General features: G+C 62.3%; 23 protein-coding genes. 10 read left to right on the top strand and 13 right to left on the bottom strand.

From position 1 onward, the window contains the following. Window positions 1–61 precede the first annotated feature (61 nt). Window positions 62–1,969 (top strand): translational GTPase TypA, encoded by a 1,908-nt coding sequence (gene typA, locus FB466_RS06245; RefSeq protein ID WP_141916930.1) that lies wholly within the window; start codon window positions 62–64, stop codon window positions 1,967–1,969. Between the two features lie 84 nt (window positions 1,970–2,053). Here typA and efeB read toward each other — a convergent pair whose 3' ends face one another. From efeB to efeU, 3 genes are read right to left on the bottom strand one after another with little or no spacing between them, the layout of a single operon-like run. Beyond that, a complete protein-coding gene (gene efeB / locus FB466_RS06240) occupies window positions 2,054–3,406 on the bottom strand; it encodes an iron uptake transporter deferrochelatase/peroxidase subunit (RefSeq protein ID WP_141916928.1) in 1,353 nt (450 codons plus the stop codon). 11 nt (window positions 3,407–3,417) lie between these two features. After that, the gene (gene efeO / locus FB466_RS06235; RefSeq protein WP_141916926.1) at window positions 3,418–4,626 is read right to left on the bottom strand and encodes an iron uptake system protein EfeO; all 1,209 of its coding nucleotides are present in this window, start codon (window positions 4,624–4,626) and stop codon (window positions 3,418–3,420) included. Between the two features lie 8 nt (window positions 4,627–4,634). Beyond that, a complete protein-coding gene (gene efeU, locus FB466_RS06230; protein WP_141916925.1) occupies window positions 4,635–5,564 on the bottom strand; it encodes an iron uptake transporter permease EfeU in 930 nt (309 codons plus the stop codon). Window positions 5,565–5,675: 111 nt separating this feature from the next. Between efeU and FB466_RS06225 the strand changes: the two genes are divergently transcribed. From FB466_RS06225 to FB466_RS06210, 4 genes are all read left to right on the top strand, one after another. Beyond that, window positions 5,676–6,173 (top strand): hypothetical protein, encoded by a 498-nt coding sequence (locus FB466_RS06225; RefSeq protein WP_141916923.1) that lies wholly within the window; start codon window positions 5,676–5,678, stop codon window positions 6,171–6,173. Beyond that, window positions 6,170–6,490 carry a ferredoxin gene (fdxA, locus tag FB466_RS06220; protein WP_141916921.1) on the top strand — a complete coding sequence of 107 codons (321 nt, stop codon included), beginning with the start codon at window positions 6,170–6,172 and terminating at the stop codon, window positions 6,488–6,490. Before FB466_RS06225 ends, fdxA begins: the two co-directional genes overlap by 4 nt. A 6-nt stretch (window positions 6,491–6,496) precedes the next feature. Beyond that, window positions 6,497–7,600 carry a succinyldiaminopimelate transaminase gene (dapC, locus tag FB466_RS06215; RefSeq protein ID WP_141916920.1) on the top strand — a complete coding sequence of 368 codons (1,104 nt, stop codon included), beginning with the start codon at window positions 6,497–6,499 and terminating at the stop codon, window positions 7,598–7,600. 132 nt (window positions 7,601–7,732) lie between these two features. Beyond that, window positions 7,733–9,034, top strand: coding sequence for a citrate synthase (locus FB466_RS06210; protein ID WP_141916918.1), 1,302 nt, complete (start codon window positions 7,733–7,735; stop codon window positions 9,032–9,034). Here FB466_RS06210 and FB466_RS06205 read toward each other — a convergent pair. After that, complete coding sequence (locus tag FB466_RS06205; protein WP_141916916.1) at window positions 9,031–9,801, bottom strand: hypothetical protein; 771 nt, start codon at window positions 9,799–9,801, stop codon at window positions 9,031–9,033. The two genes, FB466_RS06210 and FB466_RS06205, sit on opposite strands and share 4 nt — an antisense overlap. Window positions 9,802–9,896: 95 nt before the next feature. Further along, complete coding sequence (gene dapD / locus FB466_RS06200; protein WP_141916914.1) at window positions 9,897–10,856, bottom strand: 2,3,4,5-tetrahydropyridine-2,6-dicarboxylate N-succinyltransferase; 960 nt, start codon at window positions 10,854–10,856, stop codon at window positions 9,897–9,899. Window positions 10,857–10,938: 82 nt separating this feature from the next. Between dapD and dapE the strand changes: the two genes are divergently transcribed. From dapE to FB466_RS06185, 3 genes are all read left to right on the top strand, one after another. Continuing rightward, window positions 10,939–12,021, top strand: coding sequence for a succinyl-diaminopimelate desuccinylase (gene dapE / locus FB466_RS06195; protein WP_246054558.1), 1,083 nt, complete (start codon window positions 10,939–10,941; stop codon window positions 12,019–12,021). Continuing rightward, the gene (locus tag FB466_RS06190; protein WP_246054557.1) at window positions 11,993–13,240 is read left to right on the top strand and encodes a hypothetical protein; all 1,248 of its coding nucleotides are present in this window, start codon (window positions 11,993–11,995) and stop codon (window positions 13,238–13,240) included. The genes dapE and FB466_RS06190 overlap by 29 nt, the downstream gene beginning before the upstream one ends. Window positions 13,241–13,330: 90 nt before the next feature. Then, entirely contained in the window at window positions 13,331–13,501 is a 171-nt protein-coding gene (locus tag FB466_RS06185) for a DUF3117 domain-containing protein (protein WP_141916910.1), read from the top strand. Window positions 13,502–13,611: 110 nt separating this feature from the next. On the opposite strand, the gene FB466_RS06180 is transcribed toward FB466_RS06185, so the two are convergent. Genes FB466_RS06180 through FB466_RS06170 form a run of 3 tightly spaced genes read right to left on the bottom strand, consistent with a single transcriptional unit; the run spans window position 13,612 to window position 16,265 of the window. Next, the gene (locus FB466_RS06180; protein ID WP_141916908.1) at window positions 13,612–14,628 is read right to left on the bottom strand and encodes an ABC transporter permease; all 1,017 of its coding nucleotides are present in this window, start codon (window positions 14,626–14,628) and stop codon (window positions 13,612–13,614) included. Beyond that, window positions 14,625–15,593 carry an ABC transporter ATP-binding protein gene (locus FB466_RS06175; RefSeq protein ID WP_141916906.1) on the bottom strand — a complete coding sequence of 323 codons (969 nt, stop codon included), beginning with the start codon at window positions 15,591–15,593 and terminating at the stop codon, window positions 14,625–14,627. Before FB466_RS06175 ends, FB466_RS06180 begins: the two co-directional genes overlap by 4 nt. Window positions 15,594–15,629: 36 nt before the next feature. Beyond that, window positions 15,630–16,265, bottom strand: a complete 636-nt coding sequence (locus tag FB466_RS06170; RefSeq protein WP_141916904.1) for an O-methyltransferase — start codon at window positions 16,263–16,265, stop codon at window positions 15,630–15,632. A gap of 136 nt (window positions 16,266–16,401) precedes the next feature. Here FB466_RS06170 and FB466_RS06165 point away from each other — a divergent pair, with 136 nt between their 5' ends. Next, a complete protein-coding gene (locus FB466_RS06165; protein ID WP_141916903.1) occupies window positions 16,402–16,767 on the top strand; it encodes a twin-arginine translocase TatA/TatE family subunit in 366 nt (121 codons plus the stop codon). A gap of 114 nt (window positions 16,768–16,881) precedes the next feature. Here the strand turns inward: FB466_RS06165 and FB466_RS06160 are convergent, their stop codons facing one another. From FB466_RS06160 to FB466_RS06150, 3 genes are read right to left on the bottom strand one after another with little or no spacing between them, the layout of a single operon-like run. Further along, window positions 16,882–18,057 carry an Mrp/NBP35 family ATP-binding protein gene (locus tag FB466_RS06160; protein ID WP_141916901.1) on the bottom strand — a complete coding sequence of 392 codons (1,176 nt, stop codon included), beginning with the start codon at window positions 18,055–18,057 and terminating at the stop codon, window positions 16,882–16,884. Beyond that, window positions 18,047–18,619, bottom strand: a complete 573-nt coding sequence (locus FB466_RS06155; protein ID WP_141916899.1) for a DUF1003 domain-containing protein — start codon at window positions 18,617–18,619, stop codon at window positions 18,047–18,049. Before FB466_RS06155 ends, FB466_RS06160 begins: the two co-directional genes overlap by 11 nt. After that, window positions 18,616–19,917 (bottom strand): magnesium transporter MgtE N-terminal domain-containing protein, encoded by a 1,302-nt coding sequence (locus tag FB466_RS06150; protein WP_141916897.1) that lies wholly within the window; start codon window positions 19,915–19,917, stop codon window positions 18,616–18,618. Before FB466_RS06150 ends, FB466_RS06155 begins: the two co-directional genes overlap by 4 nt. 103 nt (window positions 19,918–20,020) lie before the next feature. Between FB466_RS06150 and FB466_RS06145 the strand changes: the two genes are divergently transcribed. Next, window positions 20,021–20,518 (top strand): YflT domain-containing protein, encoded by a 498-nt coding sequence (locus FB466_RS06145; protein ID WP_141916894.1) that lies wholly within the window; start codon window positions 20,021–20,023, stop codon window positions 20,516–20,518. A 71-nt stretch (window positions 20,519–20,589) separates the two neighbouring features. Here FB466_RS06145 and FB466_RS06140 read toward each other — a convergent pair whose 3' ends face one another. Both FB466_RS06140 and FB466_RS06135 read right to left on the bottom strand, forming a co-directional pair. After that, complete coding sequence (locus FB466_RS06140) at window positions 20,590–22,020, bottom strand: aminopeptidase P family protein (protein WP_141916892.1); 1,431 nt, start codon at window positions 22,018–22,020, stop codon at window positions 20,590–20,592. Between the two features lie 25 nt (window positions 22,021–22,045). Beyond that, window positions 22,046–22,483 (bottom strand): endonuclease/exonuclease/phosphatase family protein (locus tag FB466_RS06135; protein WP_211344777.1); only part of this gene is annotated, 438 nt, incomplete at its 5' end.

Genomic DNA, 22,483 nt, shown 5'->3' with positions numbered 1-22,483 from the left:
CGTAGAATGGCCAGGTGGCACTCGCCACCACATCCACTTAGCACCTCCTGAGGATACTTTTATGGCTTTGGCCACCCGCGATGACCTTCGAAACGTTGCGATCGTCGCCCACGTAGACCATGGTAAGACGACGCTTGTCGATGCCATGCTGAAGCAGACCAACTCGTTCGACGCTCACTTTGAGACCGACGACCGCATGATGGACTCCAACGACCTTGAGCGCGAAAAAGGAATCACGATTCTCGCCAAGAACACCGCCATTCTCTACGAGGGCGAGCACGCCACGAATGGACCCGTCACCATCAATGTGGTGGACACCCCCGGCCACGCCGACTTTGGTGGCGAGGTGGAGCGTGCACTGAGCATGGTAGACGGCGTTGTTCTGCTCGTTGATTCGAGCGAGGGGCCCCTGCCACAGACCCGTTTTGTGCTACGCAAGGCGCTGGAAGCCAAGCTGCCCGTGATTCTCCTTGTGAACAAGACAGACCGCCCCGACTCGCGTATTGACGCTGTTGTCTCCGAGAGCCAGGATCTGCTCCTTGGTCTCGCCTCCGATATGGCGGATGAACACCCCGATCTTGATTTGGACGCCATCCTGGACGTCCCCGTCGTGTATGCTTCCGGCCGCGCCGGTGCCGCGAGCCGCACCAAGCCCGCCGATGGCACGCTGCCCGACAATGACACGCTGGAGCCTCTGTTTGAGGCCATCTTGGAGCACGTCCCGGCTCCCGTGTATGACGACGAGCATCCGCTGCAGGCGCACGTCACGAACCTTGACTCTTCGCCCTTCCTGGGGCGTATCGCGTTGCTGCGCGTGCACCACGGCACAATCAACAAGGGTCAGACCGTGGCCTGGGTTCGCCACGACGGTACCGTGCACAATGTGCGCATTACCGAACTGATGCTCACGAAGGCGCTCACTCGCTTTCCCGCTGAGAGCGCCGGTCCCGGCGACATTGTGGCCGTGGCCGGTATCGCCGACATCACCATCGGTGAGACGATTGCCGATGCCGAGGATGTTCGCCCGCTGCCCATGATCGAGATTGACGATCCCGCCATCTCGATGACGATTGGCACCAATACCTCGCCTCTCGTGGGCAAGGTGAAGGGCCACAAGCTCACCGCCCGTATGGTGAAGGATCGTCTTGACCGCGAGCTGATCGGTAACGTCTCGCTCAAGGTTCTTGATGTCGGACGCCCGGATGCCTGGGAGGTTCAGGGCCGCGGGGAGTTGGCTCTGTCGATTCTCGTCGAGAACATGCGTCGTGAGGGCTTCGAGCTCACGGTGGGTAAGCCGCAGGTGGTCACCAAGCGCGTTGACGGTAAGGTTCACGAGCCCTTCGAGCACCTCACGATTGACGCCCCGGAGGAATACCTCGGCGCGATCACGCAGTTGCTGGCCGCCCGCAAGGGTCGGATGGACGGCATGTCCAATCACGGTACCGGCTGGGTGCGAATGGAATTCATTGTTCCCGCCCGCGGTCTGATTGGTTTCCGCACGGAGTTCATGACCACCACGCGAGGTACGGGTATCGCCAACGCTATCTCGCACGGGTACGAGCCCTGGGCTGGGGCCATCATCACACGGGTTAACGGCTCGATTGTGGCCGACCGTGCCGGTGTGGCCACGCCGTTTGCCATGATTAATCTGCAGGAGCGGATGTCGTTCTTTGTCCAGCCCACCGAAGAAGTGTATGAGGGCATGGTCATCGGCGAGAACTCGCGTTCCGAGGACATGGATGTGAACGTCACCAAAGAGAAGAAGCTCACCAATATGCGGGCAGCTTCTTCCGACACATTTGAGTCGATGACCCCGCCACGCCAGTTGTCGCTGGAGGAGTGCCTGGAGTTCGCGCGCGAGGATGAGTGTGTAGAGGTCACCCCCGCCGCGATTCGTATTCGCAAGGTGGAGCTGGATGCTTCGGCCCGTTCGCGCAGCACGGCTCGCCTCAAGAAACAGAACGAGTAGCGGGCGCGACATCCGCGTACTGAGGGGGCCGTTATTCGTGACAGGCCCCCTCAGTTATTTACGCGTGCTGTCGCGGCGGGAAGATTATGTGAAGAGTCCCTCGCCGATATACCCGCCGCTCGCACATCCCGGGGGAACCGCGAAGAGTGCGGAACCCACATGCCGGATGTACTCGTTCAGCGCGTCTGTCGCCAGCTTTTTCTGGATGCGAATGAACTGTTCGGGAGAGCGCTGGAATGAGATGAAGAAGAGCCCGGCGTTGAGTTGGCCGAGGCCGTTATTCCCATCCACGTAGTTGTAGCCGCGGCGCAGAATCTGGGCACCCTTATTGTTGTTGGGGTGAGCCAGGTGCACATGTGAGTTGACCGGGATGGCCGGTCCGCCATCCGAGCGCACCGCGTCGAAGTTGGGTGAGTCAAACTCTTTCGTGCCGGAAAGGGGCGCACCTTCGCCCTTGTCTCGGCCGAAGATATTCTCCTGCTCTTCGAGTCGGGCCCGGTCCCACGTCTCGATGGTCATGTGAATTTTGCGGGTCACTAAATAAGTGCCGCCAGCCATCCACCCCCGGTCGCCTGAGGCGTCTGCCCACACCGATCGGGTGACGGCCGCGTGGTCCTCCGCCATGATGTTGGCGGTGCCGTCTTTGAATCCAAAAAGGTTGCGCGGGGTTGCCTGGGCGGTGGAGGTAGATGATGTTCGACCAAATCCCAGCTGTGACCAGCGGATGTGTGCGCGGCCAAATGCGATGCGACTGAGGTTGCGGATGGCGTGCAGAGCAACCTGGGGGTCGTTGGCGCAGGCCTGAATACACAGGTCGCCGCCACTCTGCGCCTCCTCCAGGATGTCGAAAGCAAAGAGAGGTAGCTCACGCAGTTCTGTGGGCTGGCGATCCGCTATGCCGTATCGGTCGGTGCCGTCGGCGGCGGTGAAGAGGGTGGGGCCGAGACCAAATGTGAGGGTGAGCCCGCTTGCGGGTAGTCCCAGAGCTTCGCCCGTGTCATCGGGGGGGAGTAGAGGGGAGCCACCCACGGCACCCGTCTCGCTCACATCGAGTCCCTGGGTGAGCCGTGACGCGGCGAAGGTCCAGTCTTGGAGCAACTCGATGAGATCCTCGCGAGTGGCCGTGGGGAGCATGTCGTAGCTGGCGAAGAAGAGTCTGTCCTGAGCGGGGGTGACAATGCCGGCCTGGTTTTTTCCATAGAATTCGTAGGATTCAGCAACGCTTGGGCTGTCGGAGCGGGGGACGGCGGCGGCAACCGAGGCAACGCCGCCCACAAAACCGGCGGTGGCACTCACCCCCAGAAGCCCCAGAAGCCCCCGGCGAGAGAGACCACTGGGGGTACCTTTCGCCGGGGGAGAGGGATCAGCCGCTGGGGTCGGTGCGGCGCTGGACGGGTCTGTCGGTGTGGTCGGGGGGATATCAGCGGGGGTCGTCATCCGTGGTAATCCTATGATCCAACGCCCAGGACGGTGTGGGTGAGGGAAGCCAGTGGCTCGCTCAAGGCGTTGAGCTGGGCACCCAGTACGTTGCGAGCCTCCTGGTCAACCGTATTGTAGAAGACGAAACCGTCATCATAGTTGCCATACGTTTCAAGCAGGGTTTTCATCCGGGCAAACTGCTTATCGAGCGTGGCGGTGAGGTCTTCGCCTTCCTGGCCTTTACCCAGGGCAATGTCGCGCACGTTGCCGTAGGCCACCTCGGCACCCTCAACGTTGGCGTAGAAGTCGTAGAGGTCAGTGTGCCCAAATTCGTTTTCTTCGCCGGGGAGTTTGCCGTCGGGGGCCGAGATTTCGTCGAGAAGGCTGATGGCTCCGTTGGTAATATCGCCGAGTGTGAGCTGAAAATCGGCCGAGTGAACATCGTCGTAGAGCGCCGTGACATCGGCGACTAACTGCTCGCCGACGGTTCTGCGTCCGGCCGGATCAAGGGCGGTGAGGTTCTCCTCGGGGTAACGAGCTTTAGCCTCGTCGAGCCACAGGTCCATCTCAATTCGGTGGAAGCCGGTGAAGGGGATGCCTTCGGCCTCGGCGCCGGGCTTGCGATAGTCAATTTTGGGGTCGAGGTCGCCAAACTGTTCGGCGGTGGGCTCGATGCGTTCGTAGTTGATGCGCACGATCGGGAAAAGTTCGCGGGCCTTCTTCACATCGCCGGCCGTGTACGCGTCCACAAATTCCTGTACGTGGGGGACGAGTTCGCTTGCCTGTGTCTTAACGTAGGCGGTGTAGTTTGCCACGGCATCGTCGGCAGCCTGTTGGTCGTTGTCGGAAAGCGCCACCGATTCGCCCGTTACGGTGAATGTGTTCTGGCCCAGCCCGTCACCGATCATCCCTGGCTTGCACACGGTGTAGTAGGTACCGGGCTGGGCGATGACCGTGAGGTCGCGGCTCACGCCGGCGGCGATGTTTTCCACCTCTCCCACGATACGTAGTTTGTCCTCCGCCAGGATGTAGAACTCCGTGATTTTGTCCCCCGAGTTGGTCACCGTAAACGTGATGGGACCGCTGGCCGCCGTTGCTGTATCGACGATACAGTCATCGGCGGTGCTATTTACCGCGATGGCCAGCGCATCGGCACCGGTGTTGTTGGGAACGCATCCTGTGAGCATCACGAGGGTTCCCGTGGTGGCCAGGGTAGGCAGTAGTCGGCGGTGCTTCATACTTCTCCTTAGACGGACTGTGTGGTTAACGTGGGGGGTGCATCTTCGGTTGTCTGGGCGGCTGCACGCACGGCTACGCGGCGGTGACGGGCAACGACGGTGATAAAGATGGTCAGTGTGGGAACGATGTAGAGGAACCAGGCGAGTACCTCCAGCCGGGTCATTTCGGGGGTGAACCCGATGGTTCCCTTGAGTACTGCCCCCAGAAGCCCGCCGGGGGCGATGATGTGCGGGATGCGGAACGCCCACCCGGCGTCGCCGTAGAAGGCCTGAAGCCAGGTTGGGGCTCCGACGGGTGCGGCCTCGAACGGGCCGGGAAGCACCCGAGCCTCCTGGAGATCGTGAATGGCATAGGCAATGACACCCGCCGCGACCACGATCAGGAGGGCTCCCGTCCAGGTGAAGAACTTTGACAGGTTAATGCGCACCATGCCGCGGTAGATGAGCCAGCCCAGAGCCACGGCGGCGAGGAGGCCGAGTACAGCACCGAGCAGGGCCTGAGCAGGGTTGCCGGTTGACTTGAGGGTGGCCCACAGGAAGAGCGCAGTCTCGATACCTTCGCGGCCGACTGCGATGAAGCCGACGAAGACGAGTCCCCAGCCCGCACCCACGAGCGCCTTATCAACGTTGCCCTGCAACTCACCCTTCATGTTTTGGGCGGTGCGTAGCATCCAGAACACCATCCAGGTGACAAAACCGACGGCCACGATGGAAAGGGTTCCGCCGATAATCTCCTGAGCCTCAAACGACAGCCCGTAGGTGCCAAACGTCAGAATTGCACCGAGGATGAGAGAGGCGGATACTGCGAGCCCTACGCCGATCCAGATGCGTTTCACAACATCCGAGCGTTGGATCCGGTGCACGTAGGCGATCAGAATGCCCACGACGAGCGCGGCCTCAAGTCCTTCGCGCAGCCCAATCAGAAATGTGCCGAGCACTCGGATCCTTTCGTCGATGGCGGGGATGCAAAATATGGTTAGCCTGTCCTTAGTTGAGGTTAGTGGGTTATGTTGATTGTTGTCCAGCCGAGACCACGCTAAAGTTGACCAATGACCACTACCTCGCCCTGGATGTCGGCGGAGAACTCCCGCCCGAGCACGGGAGCGATTGGCCCGGATCCCCGCCCATCTTCGCTACGGGCTCGCGTTTTTTACGCCACGCTCACTGTCATCGGCGGCTTTCTTTACGGCACGGTGGGTTCGATTCAGCACACAAATAACGTCATTGTTGTGGGCGTCACGGTCCCCTGGGGCATTATCGTGGCTCTTCTGGGTTGTCTGGCCATTGTGGTTTATGCCCGGCTGAGTCGTCACGGAGTGGGTCGCGCGGTGCAGTTTATGGGGGGTGTGATCCCGGCCGTGGCCCTTTATACCACTCAGAGTTCCGGCGGTACCGTGCTGATCCTCGGTGATTCCCTTGGCTGGGTCTGGGTAGTTGGCTGTCTTGTGATCGGCATCGGTGCCGTGTTGCGGCCCCGGGTTCACCGCGAGTTAGGGGATAAACTAGGACAGGAAAATCCCGCCCCGAGAAGTATGGAGACCCCGTGACCTACGTCATCGCCCTCCCGTGCGTCGACGTCAAAGACCGCGCGTGTATTGATGAGTGCCCCGTTGATTGCATCTATGAGGGTGAGCGTTCGCTCTATATTCACCCGGATGAGTGTGTCGATTGCGGAGCCTGTGAGCCCGTGTGCCCCGTTGAGGCCATCTATTATGAGGACGATCTTCCTGAGAAGTGGGCCGATTATTATACGGCTAACGTGGAGTTCTTCAGTGAGATCGGTTCGCCTGGCGGTGCTGCCAAAGTTGGCACCTACGCTATGGACCACCCCGTTATCAGCGCACTGCCGCCGCAGGGAGGCTAGGGCGTCATGTTAGGACAGCTGCCGGAGTATCCGTGGGATGCGATGGCTCCCTATGCTGCCAGGGCCCGAGATCACGTGGGTGGCATCGTTGACCTTTCTATCGGCTCTCCGGTGGATGAGACTCCCGCCACTATCCGCCAGGCCCTGTCGGATGCCACCGACGCCCATGCCTACCCCGTTACCGCCGGTACGCCACGGCTGCGTCAGGCCATTATCGAGTGGTTTGGCCGTCGCCGCGGTGTCACCGCCCTGACGGACGCTGCGGTGCTGCCCACCGTCGGTTCCAAAGAGCTTGTCGCGTGGCTGCCTTTCATGTTGGGTCTGGGCGAGGGGGATGTCGTTGTGCACCCTCGCGCCGCCTACCCCACTTACGCCGTGGGGGCTGCGCTTGCGGGTGCCGAGCCGCAGGCGGCTGACCACCCCGATGAGTGGCCCGAGAACACGAAGCTCGTGTGGCTCAACTCGCCGGGTAATCCTGACGGGCGCGTTCTGGGGGTGGAAGCACTGCGTCAGGCGGTGGCCGCCGCGCGAGATCGCGGGGCCGTGATCGTTGGCGACGAGTGTTATGCCGAGTTGGGCTGGAGCGGAGAGTGGTCCGACCATCCCACGCCCTGCATCCTGGACCCCCGCGTAGTGGGGGACTCGCACGCGGGCGTACTCTCGGTGTATTCGCTCAGTAAGCAGTCCAATCTGGCCGGGTATCGCGCGGCTTTTGTCGCGGGGGACACTGCCCTCATCGGGCGTCTGCTGACCATCCGTAAACACGCCGGCATGATCCCACCCGCACCGGTGCAGGCGGCAATGGTTGCCGCCCTGGGTGATGATGAGCACGTCCGAGCGCAAAAGGAGCTTTATCGCGCTCGCCGCGCTGTACTCAAATCCGCGTTGGAGGCCTCGGGTTTCCGGGTTGACCTGAGTGACGCCGGATTGTATCTGTGGGCTACCGAGGGGCGCGACGCGTGGCAGAGCGTTGGTCGGCTCGCTGACCTGGGTATTCTGGCTGGTCCCGGTGTTTTTTATGGCAATTTTTTTCCGGGACACGTTCGATTTTCCCTCACCGCGACTGACGAGCGCATTGCCGAGGCCGCATCACGCTTATCTAACGTCTGAGCGACCTGATGAACCCTGGTTCACTCGACAGGCTCCCGACAGGTTAGGCTTGAACGGCTATGGGCCCAAAGGTCCGTGCCCTGTGCTGTCTTATGGCACAGACACTGACGGTTAACCACTGGAGGAGACGACGTGACTGATAACGGGATAGTGAGCGGTGAAGGACAGAAAGCTCAGCTGTCGTTCCCCGGAGGAACAGCGGAGTTCCCCCTCCTTCCAGCCACTGCTGGAGCATCCGCAATTGACCTGTCATCGCTGACACGTCAGAGCGGGCTGACAGCGCTGGACTATGGATTTGTGAACACCTCGGCGACACAGTCGGCGATCACGTATATCGACGGTGACGCGGGCATCCTGCGCTACCGGGGGTACCCCATCGAGCAACTCGCTGAGCACTCCACCTACCTGGAGGTTGCCTGGTTACTCATCTACGGTGAGTTGCCTACCCCCGATCAGCTGGGTGAGTTTGACGCCAATATTCGGCGACACACTCTGCTGCACGAAGATCTTAAGCGTTTCTTCTCCGCGCTGCCCCACACAGCGCACCCGATGTCTGTGCTCTCAAGCGCCCTGTCTGCGCTCTCCACCTACTACGAGGGCACCCTCGACCCGAACGACCCCGAGATGGTCGAAATTAACACCATCCGTTTACTGGCCAAGCTCCCCGTGATTGCGGCCTATGCCCACAAGAAGTCCATCGGCCAGGCCTTTCTCTTCCCCGATAATTCGCTCAGTTTTGTGGATAACTTTCTCAAGCTCAACTTTGGCAACATGGCCGAAAAATACGACATTGACCCCGTGCTCGGACGTGCCCTTGACCAGTTGCTGATCCTGCACGCTGACCACGAGCAGAATGCCTCCACGTCAACCGTGCGACTGGTGGGTTCAACCGGTGCCAATATGTTTGCCTCAGTTTCGGCCGGTATCAACGCTCTCTCGGGCCCGTTGCACGGCGGTGCCAATGAGGCGGTGCTTGACATGCTAGGCAAGATTCGCGATTCTGGCGAGGGCGTCGAGAAGTTTGTCGAGCGTGTCAAGAACAAGGATGCCGGTGTGCGCCTTATGGGCTTCGGCCACCGTGTCTATAAGAACTATGACCCCCGGGCCAAGATCGTCAAGGAGAGCGCGGATGCTGTGCTTGACGCGCTTGGTGTGCACGATCCGCTGCTTGACCTGGCCAAAGAGCTAGAACAGATTGCCCTGAGCGACGACTACTTCCGTGAGCGGCGACTTTACCCCAATGTGGACTTCTACACCGGTGTTATCTACAAGGCGATGGGATTCCCCACGCGGATGTTTACGGTGCTGTTTGCCATTGGACGCCTCCCCGGCTGGATTGCTCAGTGGCGCGAGATGCAGACCGATCCGCACACCAAAATTGGTCGCCCGCAGCAGCTCTATACGGGTGCTCCCGAGCGTAACTTTCCGCGCTAGAGGACCATCTCGGAGGGGTCGCGAGTCACGGACTCGACCAAGAGCTTGACCACCCGGTCGTGCTCGTGAAGGTGCTCATCCGTGATGTGCAGGACGGTCCACCCCGGTGGGCAATCCTGCACCCGGTCAGGCGTTGTGGCTCTCCCTGCGGCTGTGCACCGGATTGCCACCCGTGCGGACTCAAAAGATATTGGATAAGGCTGACGGGCACCGGGGATGTGGGCGTTGAGGTCCGGCCGCAGACCGGCCTCAACCAGCTGATAGTGCAGCGCTGAGTAGGCGCGAGAGGGGGAACCGGTCCAGAGCCGGGGGAGAGCTTTTATCGCTCGAACCCGACCAGGAGTGCGGATAGCGGCGCGAGCGACGGCACACATACCCTCAACCGTTACGGTTCGCTCCCGGCAGCGGAGGAGTGCATCACCCCACACGACATCGTACTCGTCGGGGGCATCGCCCGCCCTGGCCCCGACAAGGTCAAGCCAGGTACGTTCGGGGGTTGTCACGGGCAGGCTCCGGAGCGTCGTGATGTCTTCGGGCTGAGTCCGTGCGCTGTGGCCGCGAATCCCGTTCGCGTGCGGCGCACGGTGGCCGCTGGGGACGCTTACGTGCAGAGCCGCTACCGGGGGCGGCAGCTCGCCCGTCCAGAGCAGGGCGGCCGTCTCGTGGCTGAACCAGCCGGTGCTGGGCATCCGCCGCAGGAATGCGCGGGCCCGGGCCTCGACGGTTTTCGGTCGGGCAGTATGTGTGATCGACTTGTGAGGGGTCATGTCGCCCAGCCTGCCCGTGAGGAGCGGCTACACGGCGGTTATCCACAGGGTGTAACCGTAAAACCGCCGTGCAGAAAACCGCCGTGCGCTGAAAACTAGGCGTGCAGCGCGGGGTTGAGTGTGATGCCCTGACCCGTGCGAGGCACGACCTCCACGGCACCGCTGAGCGAGTTGCGACGGAATAGCAGATTGTCAACGCCCGATAGCTCAACCGCTTTGACCGCCCGGGGCAGGCCGCTCGGATCCAGGGAGCCATCCAGCAAGAGAACCTTGGTGCCTGCGGTCACGTATAGACCGGCCTCCACCACACAGTCGTTGCCGAGAGAGATGCCGATGCCGGAGTTGGCTCCGAGAAGAGAGCGCTCGCCAATGCTGATGCGCTGGGTGCCGCCACCGGACAGGGTGCCCATGATGGAAGCACCGCCACCGATATCGGAGCCGTTACCCACCACAACGCCCTGTGAGATGCGACCCTCCACCATGGATTGGCCTATCGTTCCTGCGTTGAAGTTAACAAAACCCTCGTGCATGACGGTGGTACCGGACGCCAGGTGGGCTCCCAGACGCACGCGGGATGCATCGGCGATGCGCACACCCGCGGGCGTCACGTAGTCCAGCAGCCGGGGAAACTTGTCGATCCCCGTCGCAATAATGCCTGCTCGTTTGAGCGCGGGGCGCAGACGGTCGAACGCCGCGGGAGACACGGGACCGGCCGTGGTCCATACCACCGTGGGCAGGTGGCCGAAGATGCCGTCGAGGTTGATGGTGTTGGGAGCGGCCAGGAGCGTCGAGAGGAGGTGCAGGCGCAGGTAAGCATCCGCGGTGTTCGCGGGGGGATCGTCCAGGGTGATCTCAACCGTGACGATTGTGGTGGTGACCTCGCGGCGGGGGTCCGGCGTGGCCAACTCCTCCAACTGTGCGGAGGCGATCCAGGGGTCGCGGTCGGCGGGCAGGGGTCCCAGCTGGGGGGCGGGGTACCACGTGTCCAGTACGGTGCCGTCTGATGCTACGGTGGCGAGTCCGAGTCCCCAGGCCTGTCGTGTAGTAGAAGTCATTTCTCTAGGTTATCGTGGCCCAATGGGGGCGGATATCCGCGTGCCTCGGGTGCCGGGTTGCGCCCATCGCTACACTCGTATGGTGAGTGACGAACAAATTCTTGACCTGACCCAATCTTCGGCCGATATTACGCGCCAGCTCTGCAACATTGAGTCGGTCTCGGGTAACGAAACCCGATTGGCTGACGCCATTGAGACCGCAATGACGGGGTACGGGCATCTAGAAATCATTCGTGACGGTGACTGCGTTGTTGCCCGCACGAACCTGGGGCGTGCCCAGCGAGTGATCATCGCCGGGCACATTGATACCGTTCCGGTCAATAACAACTTACCCGTGCGCGCCGAGAGCGTTGAGGGTGACGACTATCTCTGGGGTCGCGGCACCGTCGATATGAAGGCGGGGGTGGCTGTCCAGCTCAAGCTGGCCTGCGAACTCGTGAGCCCCACCGTCGATATCACATGGATTTGGTATGACCATGAGGAGGTCGCCGCCCATCTCAACGGCCTCGGTCGGCTGGCTGCCAACCGTCCCGATCTTTTCCAGGGAGACTTTGCAATTCTTGGTGAGCCCAGTAACGCCGGTATCGAGGGGGGCTGCAATGGGAACGTTCGAGTGGAACTGCGTACCCGCGGGGTGCAGTCGCACTCCGCCCGCAGCTGGGTGGGGGAGAACGCTATCCACAAGGTGGGGCAGATCGTGAGCACACTGGCCGAATACACGCCGCGACAGGTGGAGGTTGATGGCCTGGTGTACCGAGAGGGCCTTAACGCCGTCGGGATCACGGGGGGGATCGCCGGTAACGTCATCCCCGACGAGTGCATGGTCCATGTGAACTACCGATTTGCGCCCAACCGCACGGCTGATGAGGCAATCGAACACCTGCGGGAGCTCTTTCCCGCCGCCGAGCTGACGGTCGTGGACCGGGCCGAGGGCGCTCGTCCCGGTCTCGACGCCCCCCTCGCGCTCGACTTTGTGGCCGCGGTGGGTCGCGAGCCGCAACCCAAGTACGGGTGGACAGATGTGGCCCGCTTCAGCCAGATGGGCATTCCCGCCGTCAACTACGGACCCGGTGACCCGCTGAAGGCCCATGCTGACGACGAGCGCGTGTCTATTGCGGACATTCGTGAGTGTGAGCGTGGCCTCCGCGACTGGCTCCTCGGCTAAGCTCGCAGTCATGCCGACGGTTGAGACTCTGCGCCGCGACGTGACGATACGGTACCGGTTGACGCCCTGGTGGCTGCGGATCGTGATCATTTTTATCGCCTCACGCATCGTGAGTACCTCACTCTTGCTGTATTTTGCCTCACGCCAGGTACCAGTTATGGGGTGGGTGTCGGGGGCACCCAGCCTGGCGGAGTATTCGACCCTGTGGGATGGTCAGTGGTATTGGCGCATCGCCCTCTACGGCTATCCATCGGAACTCCCTGTGGATGGTGCCGGTCTGGTGACGGAGAACGCGTGGGCGTTCATGCCTGTTTTTCCGTTTCTCGTGCGCGGTCTCAGCCTGATAACCACGGTACCGTGGCCAATTCTTGCCCCGACGGTGTCGGTCATCTTTGGCCTTGCCACGGCCCTGTTATTTTACCGTCTCCTGCGTTCCTACCTGGACTGTTCTCAGGCGCTCTTTGCGGTGGCCCTCTACTGTTTTGCTCCGATTTCACCCCTATTGCAAGTGTCCTATGCGGAGTCGATGGGGGCTTTCCTGCTTACCCTGATGCTCTGGTTGCTCGTGCGTCGTCGGTACGCCCTCATGGTTCCCACGATTATGCTGATGGCTCTGACCCGACCCATGGGGCTCGCCTGTGCGCTCACCCTGGGGCTCTGGTGGGTCTTCCGCTGGCTCCGCCGCGCCGTTGATCCCTTTCCCGTGCGCGAGATGCTGGCCGGGGCTGGCTTGGCGGTTCTCAGCGGGGTGATGGGGTTCCTCTGGCCTGGCATCGCCTGGATTGTCACGGGCTCCCTCACCGCCTACACCGATACCGAGCTGGCTTGGCGTCGTCCCTATATCGGTGAGGGGCACCTTGTGCCTTTCACGGCGTGGTTCCAGGGGGCTAATTGGTGGTTCGGGGTGCCCCTCGGTAGTATCCTTCTGATTGTCCTGCTCGCCCTTGTCGTGGCGGCCTTCTGGCTCCCCCAGATGCGGAGATTGGGGCTCGAATTACGCCTGTGGACGGTGAGTTACGGTCTCTACCTGCTCGCGGTCTTTTTTCCGCAGTCGAGCACTTTCCGCCTGCTGATGCCATTCTTTCCCGTGTTGGGGGCAATCGCGCAGCCGCGGTCGAGGCTCTACCGGGCAGCACTCATCCTGCTCTGCCTGGTGGGTCAGTGGGCCTGGCTCTCTATTGCCTGGTGGATTGATGATGCCGACTGGACCCCACCATAACAGCGCGCCGCGCGCAACAGCGTCAATTAGAGGGACCCGGCGGTTTGCCGATATTGTAGTAAAGAAGCACAACCGAGAAAGGGGAGCGTCATGGCGGCTATGAAGCCGAGAACTGGAGACGGGCCGATGGAGGCTGTCAAAGAGGGGCGTGTGATTATCGTCCGGGTACCTCTTGAAGGGGGCGGACGTCTCGTTGTCTCCGTCAATGACGCGGAGGCGCAAGAGTTGCACGATGCGCTCGCCGGAGTTGTTAAGAAGTAGGTGGGGTTTACCGCGTCGCTGAGGAACAGGCGCGCGACACGGTGGTCACACGATCAGCGGGAGGCTCGGAATCTGATGGTTCCGAGCCTCCCGTCGTTAAGCGCGGAGAGTTACGCGATGCGTTGACCTCGCGGGAGGGTACGGGCGGGGGTCCTCGTCTTCCGAACGGCACCGGCAAGGAATGCCCCCGCGATCAGCACGTGGAGCCCCAGGCCGACAAACCAACTGGGCACGGTTGTGTTGACGGTGTTCTCGTCATCACCGCCATCCGAGTAATCGTTCTCTTCGCAATAATTGATCGTGTCGGGCATCTCCGGTGGAATCTGGGCCTGGCGAACCGCGAGCTTGAGGCCACCGAGTAGGCCCTCCACATAACCGTCATTGAACGTAGCCGGGGTGGCATCCGCGAGCACGACAAAGGGGTTAGCAGCGAGGATCCACCAGTAGCGATCACTACGCGCATACGACCGATCCTCAATGGTGACTTCATCGCAGGAGGAGCCATAATCGTCGAGGCTATACGAGCGTACGGTCGTCTCCTTGTGGGTTACGGTAGTGCCGACCAGCAGCGCGAAGATGATGGGTGTGCCAATCGTGAGCAGCGCGACCATCAGGTAGGTGCTCACCACGGAAAAGAGTTGGCGAGGCATGAGGCCTGACATCCCCACCCCAATGCCCGAAATGATACCCATTTCGGCGATGAGTACCGCGAGTGACACGATCACCACAACCGGGTTGATCCCCTCACGCAGCGCAGCGATGACGAGGAAGGGGGTTGCCGTAGCGACAAACGCGAGTGAGCAAAGCCAGGCGGCGAGAAACTTTCCGAGGACGATCTGGCCCGTGCTGACGAGGGTGACCTGCGTGGTGGCGAGAGTGCCCTCCTGACGGTCGCCGTTGATGGAGCCGCCGCTGAGCGCAGGGATTACCAGCGTGGCCATGAGGAGGGAAAAAAGCACAATTGTGGAGTAGAGCCACGCTGAACTGTCGCCGGAGTCTGTCGTACCCAGAATGATAAGAGTGAAGAGGGTTATCAGGGCGATGCCGAGGGTCCAGATGCCGAGCATGACCCACCACCCGATGCCCCGGATTCGTTGGCGGAGTTCGATTTCAATGATGGTTTTCACTGCGCTGTGCCCCGTTTCAGGTCGAGGAAGGTGTGTTCCAGGCGGCCGACGGCCTGTTGATAGCTGTGGATGGTAACCCCGTGGGTGATGAGCCGACCGAGAAGTTCGGCTGCGGCGGTCTCGTTCGCGATGAGCACCGAGGCTGCCCCCGTCACGGGGTCCAGGGTGTAGGGGATGCCGAACTCGGTGAGGGCGGTGTGCAGGGCCTGCGGCTGGAGCGCTCCAATGCGCCACTCACGGGCCGAGGACGTGGCCGCGATGACAGCCTCCGCGCTGGCTGAAACGCCCTCGTTGATAAAGACGGCATCATCGGCCATCTCGTCAAGCTCGCTTAAGACGTGGGAGGAGATGAGGATCGTTGTGCCCTGGGCCGCGAGTGAGCGTACCATTTGTCGAAGTTCGATCCGCGCCTCGGGGTCAAGCCCGCTGGCCGGTTCGTCAAGCAGGAGCACCGCGGGGTGGTGAATGAGTGCCCGTGCGAGTGAAAGCTTCTGCTTCTGGCCGCGTGAAAGCACGTGTGTGGGCTGCTCAGCCAGGGCGGTGAGGCCCACGCTGTTGAGGACCTCATCGACCCGCTGGGGAATGGTGGCGGTCGGCAGTTGATACAGTTTGGCCGCGGTGAGGAGGGTGCGACGAACGGTGAGGGCAGACCAGACGCCGAGGGCGTCCGGCATCCACCCCATGACGGCGCGCACCGCGCGGGGGTGCGTAACGGGGTCAATGCCGTTGACGGTGATCGTGCCACTGTCGGGTGCGAGCAGGGTGGCGAGCATGAGGATCAGTGTGGTTTTGCCGGAGCCGTTGGGGCCCACGAGCGCGGTGACCTTGCCGGGGTGGGCGGTGAAGCTGATATCGCGCACCGCGTGGACACCGCCAAACGAGCGGGCAACGTGCTGCACGGTGATACCCGTTAAAACGGGTGGTGGCGGGGTGGGAAGTCCAGGTACGCTGCTGGAAATTGTCATGCCCTATTCCTAGCGGTCCAGCCTGAGTGAGTTCTGCTAGCGCTCAGCGAGTCGCGTGATGTGGAGGAGTCCGTCGCCGACCGGCAGGAGCGAGGTGACGACCGCCTCAGAGTCGGCGAGTTCGGCCATGAGCATCCGATAGTCCACCGAGAGCTGGTCCCGGGAGGCCGGATTAGCGACGCTGCCCTCCGCGAGGATGCGGGGTACCAACACGGTTCCTCCCGGGCGGACAAGGCGCAGGCTGTGTTCCACATACTCGAGCAGACGGTCGGGGTCCCCGTCGATCAAGACGATGTCGTAGCTGTTCTCGTTCATTCGGGGCAGCACATTCTCGGCGGGGCCATTGATGAATCTCACGCGTGTGTGTGCGATGTTGGCGTCGCTGAAGAGGGCCCGAGCGAGGCGGTGATACTCCGACTCCACATCAATTGTGGTGAGCGTGACGGCGGGGAAAGACGTCAGCATGCTCAGCCCACTGACGCCCAATCCCGTGCCGATCTCGGCAATGCTGTGTGATCCCGTCATCGCAACGACGCTGGCCAGGTGTGCGGCAGTGGCCCGGGAGACGGGATCAACGCCCATCTCAATCGAGAGTTTTCGCGCTTTTTCCAGGACCGGCGACTCCACGGGGTAGTCTTCGGCGAACTTCCAATTATTTTCGATCTGGGACACGCGATACTCCACGGTTGACTGGGCAATGCTCTTAGCGTATGTCGTGTGTGTGGATGCCCCGGTAAGGCGCGCTGAATCGTGAACGAAGACGACGACCGGGGTTGTGTCAGGGGCGCTGAGAAAAACGTATTACGCTATGGGGGTGGGACTCACGTTTGAAAAGCTTTTGGTGATCGGCGTCATCGCCGTTTTTCTGCTCGGTCCTGAGCGGTTGCCCATGTACACGGCCAAGCTCGCTCAGCTGATTAAGTCGCTACGAGATATGGCCAGCGGGGCTAAGGAACGCATGCGTGACGAGCTCGGTCCAGAGTTTGACGACGTGGATTGGAAGAAGCTTGATCCGCGGCAATACGACCCGCGGCGCATCATCCGGGACGCCCTGTTGGAGGACGACAGCCCCAGCGCGGCTCCCGCCAGTCCGCCGCCTCTGGAAGAAGATGAACCGCGCGGTGACAACGCTCGCGGTGGGCTCGTGTTTCACTACGACACCGAGGCTACCTAACGCGTTGCTACGGCCCTGAGCATCTTCCGGCTGACGTGTATTCCCCGTGGATGCGGACCCGGTGTGGACGCGGCCACACCGGACTGAGTGGTATTCCTCGGTGCACGGTGCCCCTCACCCGTGTGCGGTAGTGAAGGGCAACGACCGGCCGGCGAGGCCGCGCTGGCGCTGGCCGAGGACATCCGCGACCGTTTTGATGGCGTGTGCGGCTGGATCTTCCGGTGTGCTGATCACGAGAGGTTGTCCCGAGTCGCCGCCCTCGCGCAGAGCCACGCTCAGCGGGACGCTTGCGAGTAATGGAACCGCGTGCTGCTGCCCCGCCGAGAGCCTGCGGGCCACCTCCGCCCCGCCTCCCTCACCGAAGATACTGAGCCGCTGACCATCGGGAAGCTCAACCCCCGCCATATTCTCGACGACGCCGAGTACGGACTGCCCCGTCTGTCGGGCGACGATTCCGCTGCGCTCGGCCACCTCGGCAGCCGCAGGCTGCGGGGTCGTCACGACAAGTACCTCGGCCTGGGGGAGGAGCTGGCCGATCGAGATAGCCACATCCCCCGTGCCGGGGGGCAGATCGAGCAGTAACACATCGAGGTCGCCAAAGAACACGTCGGTGAGGAACTGCTGGATCGTTCGGTGAAGCATGGGGCCGCGCCAGGATACGGCGCGGGAGGCCGCATCGGTGCCCTCCAGAAACATCCCGATCGAAATGACCTTGACCCCGTGCGCGACGGGTGGCAGGATCATTTCGCCCACACGGGTGGGCGGCTGGGTGACGCCGTCGTGTACGAGACCGAGGATACCGGGGATCGAGAAACCAAAAACATCCGCGTCAATCAGCCCCACCGAGAGACCCCGGGTGGCCAATTCGACGGCCAGGTTGGCGGTGAGAGTGGACTTGCCCACGCCACCCTTGCCGCTCGTAACCGCGTAGACGCGGGTGAGGCTATCCGGGCCAAATTGGGCAGTCTGGGCACCCCGTCCGGCGCGCAGTCGCTCGGTGAGGGCGGAGCGCTCTGCGGGGGTCATTACCGTGATGGTGACCTCGTCCCGGGTAATACCGGGCACGCTCAGCACCGCCGCCCGCACGGCGCGCTCGATGCTGCGTGCGGCCGGGCAGCCCACAATCGTGAGTTTGATCACGACATGCGCGGTTTCATCCTCGACCTCAACCCGGCCCACCATGTCGAGATCGGTGATGGGTTTGCGGATTTCGGGGTCGATCACTGTGGCGAGGGCCGCGTGAAGACGCGCCACCGGATCGGACGAGGTGAGGTCGGGGCTAGCGGGCATGATGAACCGGTCCGCCCGCGGGTAAGCTGCCGGGAGCATCCGCACCGTTGGCGGACCCTTGGCTCTCATCCGCCTCCAGCTCGCGCAGAATCGTGCGCAGTTCTGCTCGGAGGAAATCCTTATCGGCGAGGTCTTGGATGGCCAGGCGCAGCGCGACAACCTCGCGTGCCAGGTACTCAGTGTCGGCGAGGGTTCGCTCGGCGCGCTGCCGATCCTGCTCCATCTGTACCCGGTCGCGGTCGTCCTGCCGATTCTGGGCGAGCAGGATCATGGGGGCCGCGTAGGAAGCCTGCAACGACAGGATCAGGGTGAGTGCGGTGAAGCCGAGCGCGGCAGAGTCGAAGCGTACTTGTTCGGGACTAAACGTGTTCCAGGTGAGCCAGGCGAGGCAGAAGAGAGTGAGGCCGACCAAAAACCAGGGGGTACCCATCGCGCGGGCGATACCCTCGGTCCAGCGACCAAAGGATTCGTTACCCGAGACATTACGCTGTGTCGAGCCGCGACGACGACCTGCCCGGACGGGTGAATCGAAGTTGTCATTGTTGCGGGAGAAACGGCTCATACGCGTTCACCCTCCTCTAGGGTGGGGTCAGATATGGTCGGGGTGGGGCCGGTATGCAGATCGTCGTCGGCCTCGTGGCTGCGCCAGTCATCTGGGAGAAGGTGATCGAGGACATCATCCACCGTGACGACCCCCACGAGACCGTCCTCGCCATTGACGACCGGGACGGATACCAGGTTATAGCTCGCCAGGATGCGCGTGACCTCGGCTGCTGAGGTATCTACCTGAACCTCCAGGCCCTCATCAAGGATGGAGCCGAGGCGCTCGTGCGGCGGGTAGCGCAGCATCCGCTGAAAGTGCACGATGCCCAAGAGCCTGCCCGTTGGTGTTTCGTAGGGCGGCAGCGTGACGCACACGGCTGCGGCCATCGCGGGGGCTAGCTCGTGCTTGCGGATCAGGGCGAGGGCCTCGGCAACAGTTGCCTCGGCCGAGAGCACGAGGGGGTCGGGGCTCATCAAGCCGCCGGCGGTGTCGTGACCGTAGGCGAGGAGCATTCGGACGTCCTCAGCCTCCTCCGGCTCCATGAGGGTCAGGAGATGCTCGCCCTCGTCCTCGGGGAGCTGGGCGATGAGGTCGGCTGCGTCATCCGCCTGCATATTGTCCAGAACATCGGCTGCACGGTTATCGCCCAGGGCGGCAAGAACCTCCAACTGGTCACTCTCGACCATCTCTTCGAGGACATCCGCCAGGCGGTTGTCGGGGAGCTCTCCCACGACGGCGAGCATCCGCTCGCGGGGAAGATCGAGCAGGGTATTAGCCAGGTCGGCCGGCTTTAAGTCGGAGTAGGTGGCGATCAGATGCTCCGCTGACTGGTTCTCGCCCGCGCGAATCTGCTCACGGACCTCCTGCCAGGTGGCAAACTCGGTGCTGCCCCGGCTGAAGGGCGATGCGCTGTGCTTCGGTCTACGTACAAAGAGTTGGCTCACCTCCCATGTTCCGGCACGGTTCTTTTCGACCGCAACATCCTCAACCACGGCATCCCCACTGCGGTTCACAAAGCTGACAGTGCGGCCGATCATCTCGGCGATCACGCGCACCTCGCCGCCGCGCTGCTCGAAGCGGCGGACGTTGATGAGGCCGGTCGTAATGACCTGGCCCGAGCCAATCGAGGTGATGCGCCCGATCGAGACAAAAACGCGCCGACGACCCGGGATTTCTACCACGAGCCCCACCACCCGAGGTGAGGAAGATTTTCGGTAGACCACAACCACATCGCGCACTCGACCCACACGATCACCGACCGGGTCAAATACGCCACAGCCTGCCAGCCTGCCCACGAATACTCTGGTTGAAGTCACACCACTAACTTACCCGGCCCTCGCCTCCGAGGCGGCCCGCATTCCCGCCGGAATCAGGGCAAATACTCGTTGCGCTCGCCGGGTCGCGTGACAGAATGGGGTGATGAGTACGCCTAGATCCCTGACCTCGCGCGGCGCGAATCGTTTTCCGACCATGCCCCGTGGCGAGGTGGCCGTGTCCTACGACACCTATCAGCAGGCACAGGAGGCGGTTGGCCACCTAGTGCACGCCGATTTTCCGCTCAACAACATCTCCATCGTGGGAGGCGATATCAAGAGTGTTGAACGCGTAACCGGTCGGATGAGCTACGGCCGGGTTGCGCTCCTGGGAGCTGTTTCCGGGTCTTACCTCGGTTTTTTCCTAGGTATTCTCTTTTTTCTTTTCCAACCGGAAAACTCCAGCATTGTCTCGGTTTTCTTTGCTCCTGTGATCATCTGTGCCGGGTTTGGGATGCTTTTTGGTGTGCTTTCCCACTCCCTCAACCGGAACCGCCGTGAGTACTCCTCGGTGATGCAACTGATTGCGTCGCGCTACGACGTGGTGGTTGATCCCGACCTGGTAAACAGGGCACGTAACGTGTTGCAGTCTCCGCCCCGTTGAAGAACTCCACCACGCCGAAGGGGCGGTCCCGAATGTTCGGATGGACCGCCCCTTCGGCGTTATCGTGACGGCTAGGACGCGTTGTGGCGCGCGATCCACGCCTCCACCTCATCCGCGGTACGAGGGATGTAGGCCGAGAGATTCTCCGCACCGGTTTCCGTGACGAGGATGTCGTCCTCAATCCGCACGCCGATGCCGCGGAATTCGGCCGGAACGGTGAGGTCATCGGGTTGGAAATAGAGACCCGGTTCGATTGTGAAGACCATACCGGCTTCGAGCGTTCCCTCAAGGTACAGGTCACGACGTGCCTGAGCGCAGTCGTGCACGTCGATGCCGAGGTGGTGGCTGGTGCCATGCACCATATATCGACGGTGGTACTGCACATCGCTACCCAGCGTATCCTCCAGGCTGACGGGGAGGAAACCCCATTCGGAGGTGTAGCGGGCGATAACGTTCATGGCCGTCGCGTGAATCTCGCGGAACTTGATGCCGGGGCGGACGACGGCCAGCGCGGCATCCGCTGCCTCGCGTACCGCCTCGTAGACCTGGCGCTGTGTGGGGCTGAACGTGCCGTTGATGGGCAGTGTGCGCGTGATGTCGGCGGTGTAGAGGCTGTCGAGCTCAACGCCCGCGTCGATCAGGATGAGATCCCCCGGGGTGACGGGGCCGTCGTTCCGGGTCCAGTGCAGGATGCACGCGTGCGAACCGCTCGCCGCGATTGTTTCGTAGCCTACCGCGTTGCCGTCGAGACGTGCGCGGTTGTGGAATGCGCCCTCGACGAGGCGCTCACCGCGGCTGTGATCCGTGATGCTTGGTAGCTGGGCGACGATGTCGTCGAAGCCGCGGGCCGTGGCGGCCACGGCATCCCGCATCTGCTGGATCTCGTAGGGGTCCTTCACCAGACGCAACTCGGAGAGATCCTGGAGGAGCTGAGTATCTGCGAGTGTCACATCGGCTTCGGTGGGTGCAAACTCTGCCAGAGCCAGAGTGGGGAGGCCGAGATCGGCCGAAACCTGCGTGAGAGAGGGGCGTGGGCCGATCCAGAACTCGCCGATCTCGGGGTTGGCGTAGAACTCGTCTGAGTCGCGGCCCGCGCGCTCACGGAAGTACAGGGTCACGTCGTGGCCCGTGGGCGTCGGCTCAAAAACCAGCACGGAACCCGGCTCGCTGTCGGTGGCCCATCCGGTCAGATGGCTAAAGGCCGAGTGCGCGCGGTACTCGTAGAACGTGTCGTTGGAGCGCTGCTTCATCTCGCCGGAGCGGATGACGAGCCGTTGACCGGGGTAGCGGCGGGAGAGCTCTGCGCGGCGGCGGGCAGCAAAGGGGGCCTGCTCGCGCAGCGGCGGTAAGGAATCCTCTCGGTCAGCCCAGTTGCTCATGATAAAGGAGGTGAACGCCTCCGAGGTGGGTGTGGTGGAGCGGTTGCTGTTGTCGATCACAACGGCCTCGTTGGCCTCTGCGACAAGGGCAGCGCTTTCTGCGGGTGTATTGCTGGTGGACATGCGTCTATTCTCTCATCGTTGACCGTTATCGGGCAGGGGTCAGGCGGGTGGTGAGGGGGCGGTGATCGGAGCCTGCTTCATCGTTGTCCGTGGTGATACTCACACCGACTGCGCGCCAGCTGGACGAGTAGAGCACGTGGTCAATGGGTGCTCCCAGGAGGCTCGGTACCGATGTGCTCCAGGTGCCGAGGGCGGCCGCGCCTGTGAACTGGGCGGCGTCCGAGCATCCGAGGTCAGCGGGGAAGTGATCTACCGTGGCGTTAAAATCGCCCGCGAGGATCACATTGGGCTGATCGCATAGTCGCTCAACCCATCCGAGGTCGTCACGCCAATCCCCCATGTGGGTGCTCACCGGCGGGGTTGTGTGTACCGCCACAAATGTGGGTCTCGTGGCGTCGCCGTCGGGTACCGCAACGAGGGAGGGGAGCAGCGTGGTGTCGCCGAGAGCGTGAGTCACGCTGTA

This window comes from Klugiella xanthotipulae (assembly GCF_006716695.1).
Lineage (GTDB): Bacteria > Actinomycetota > Actinomycetes > Actinomycetales > Microbacteriaceae > Klugiella > Klugiella xanthotipulae.
Note: the sequence above shows the minus strand (reverse complement) of the source record. Positions and strands in the feature narration are given on the sequence as shown.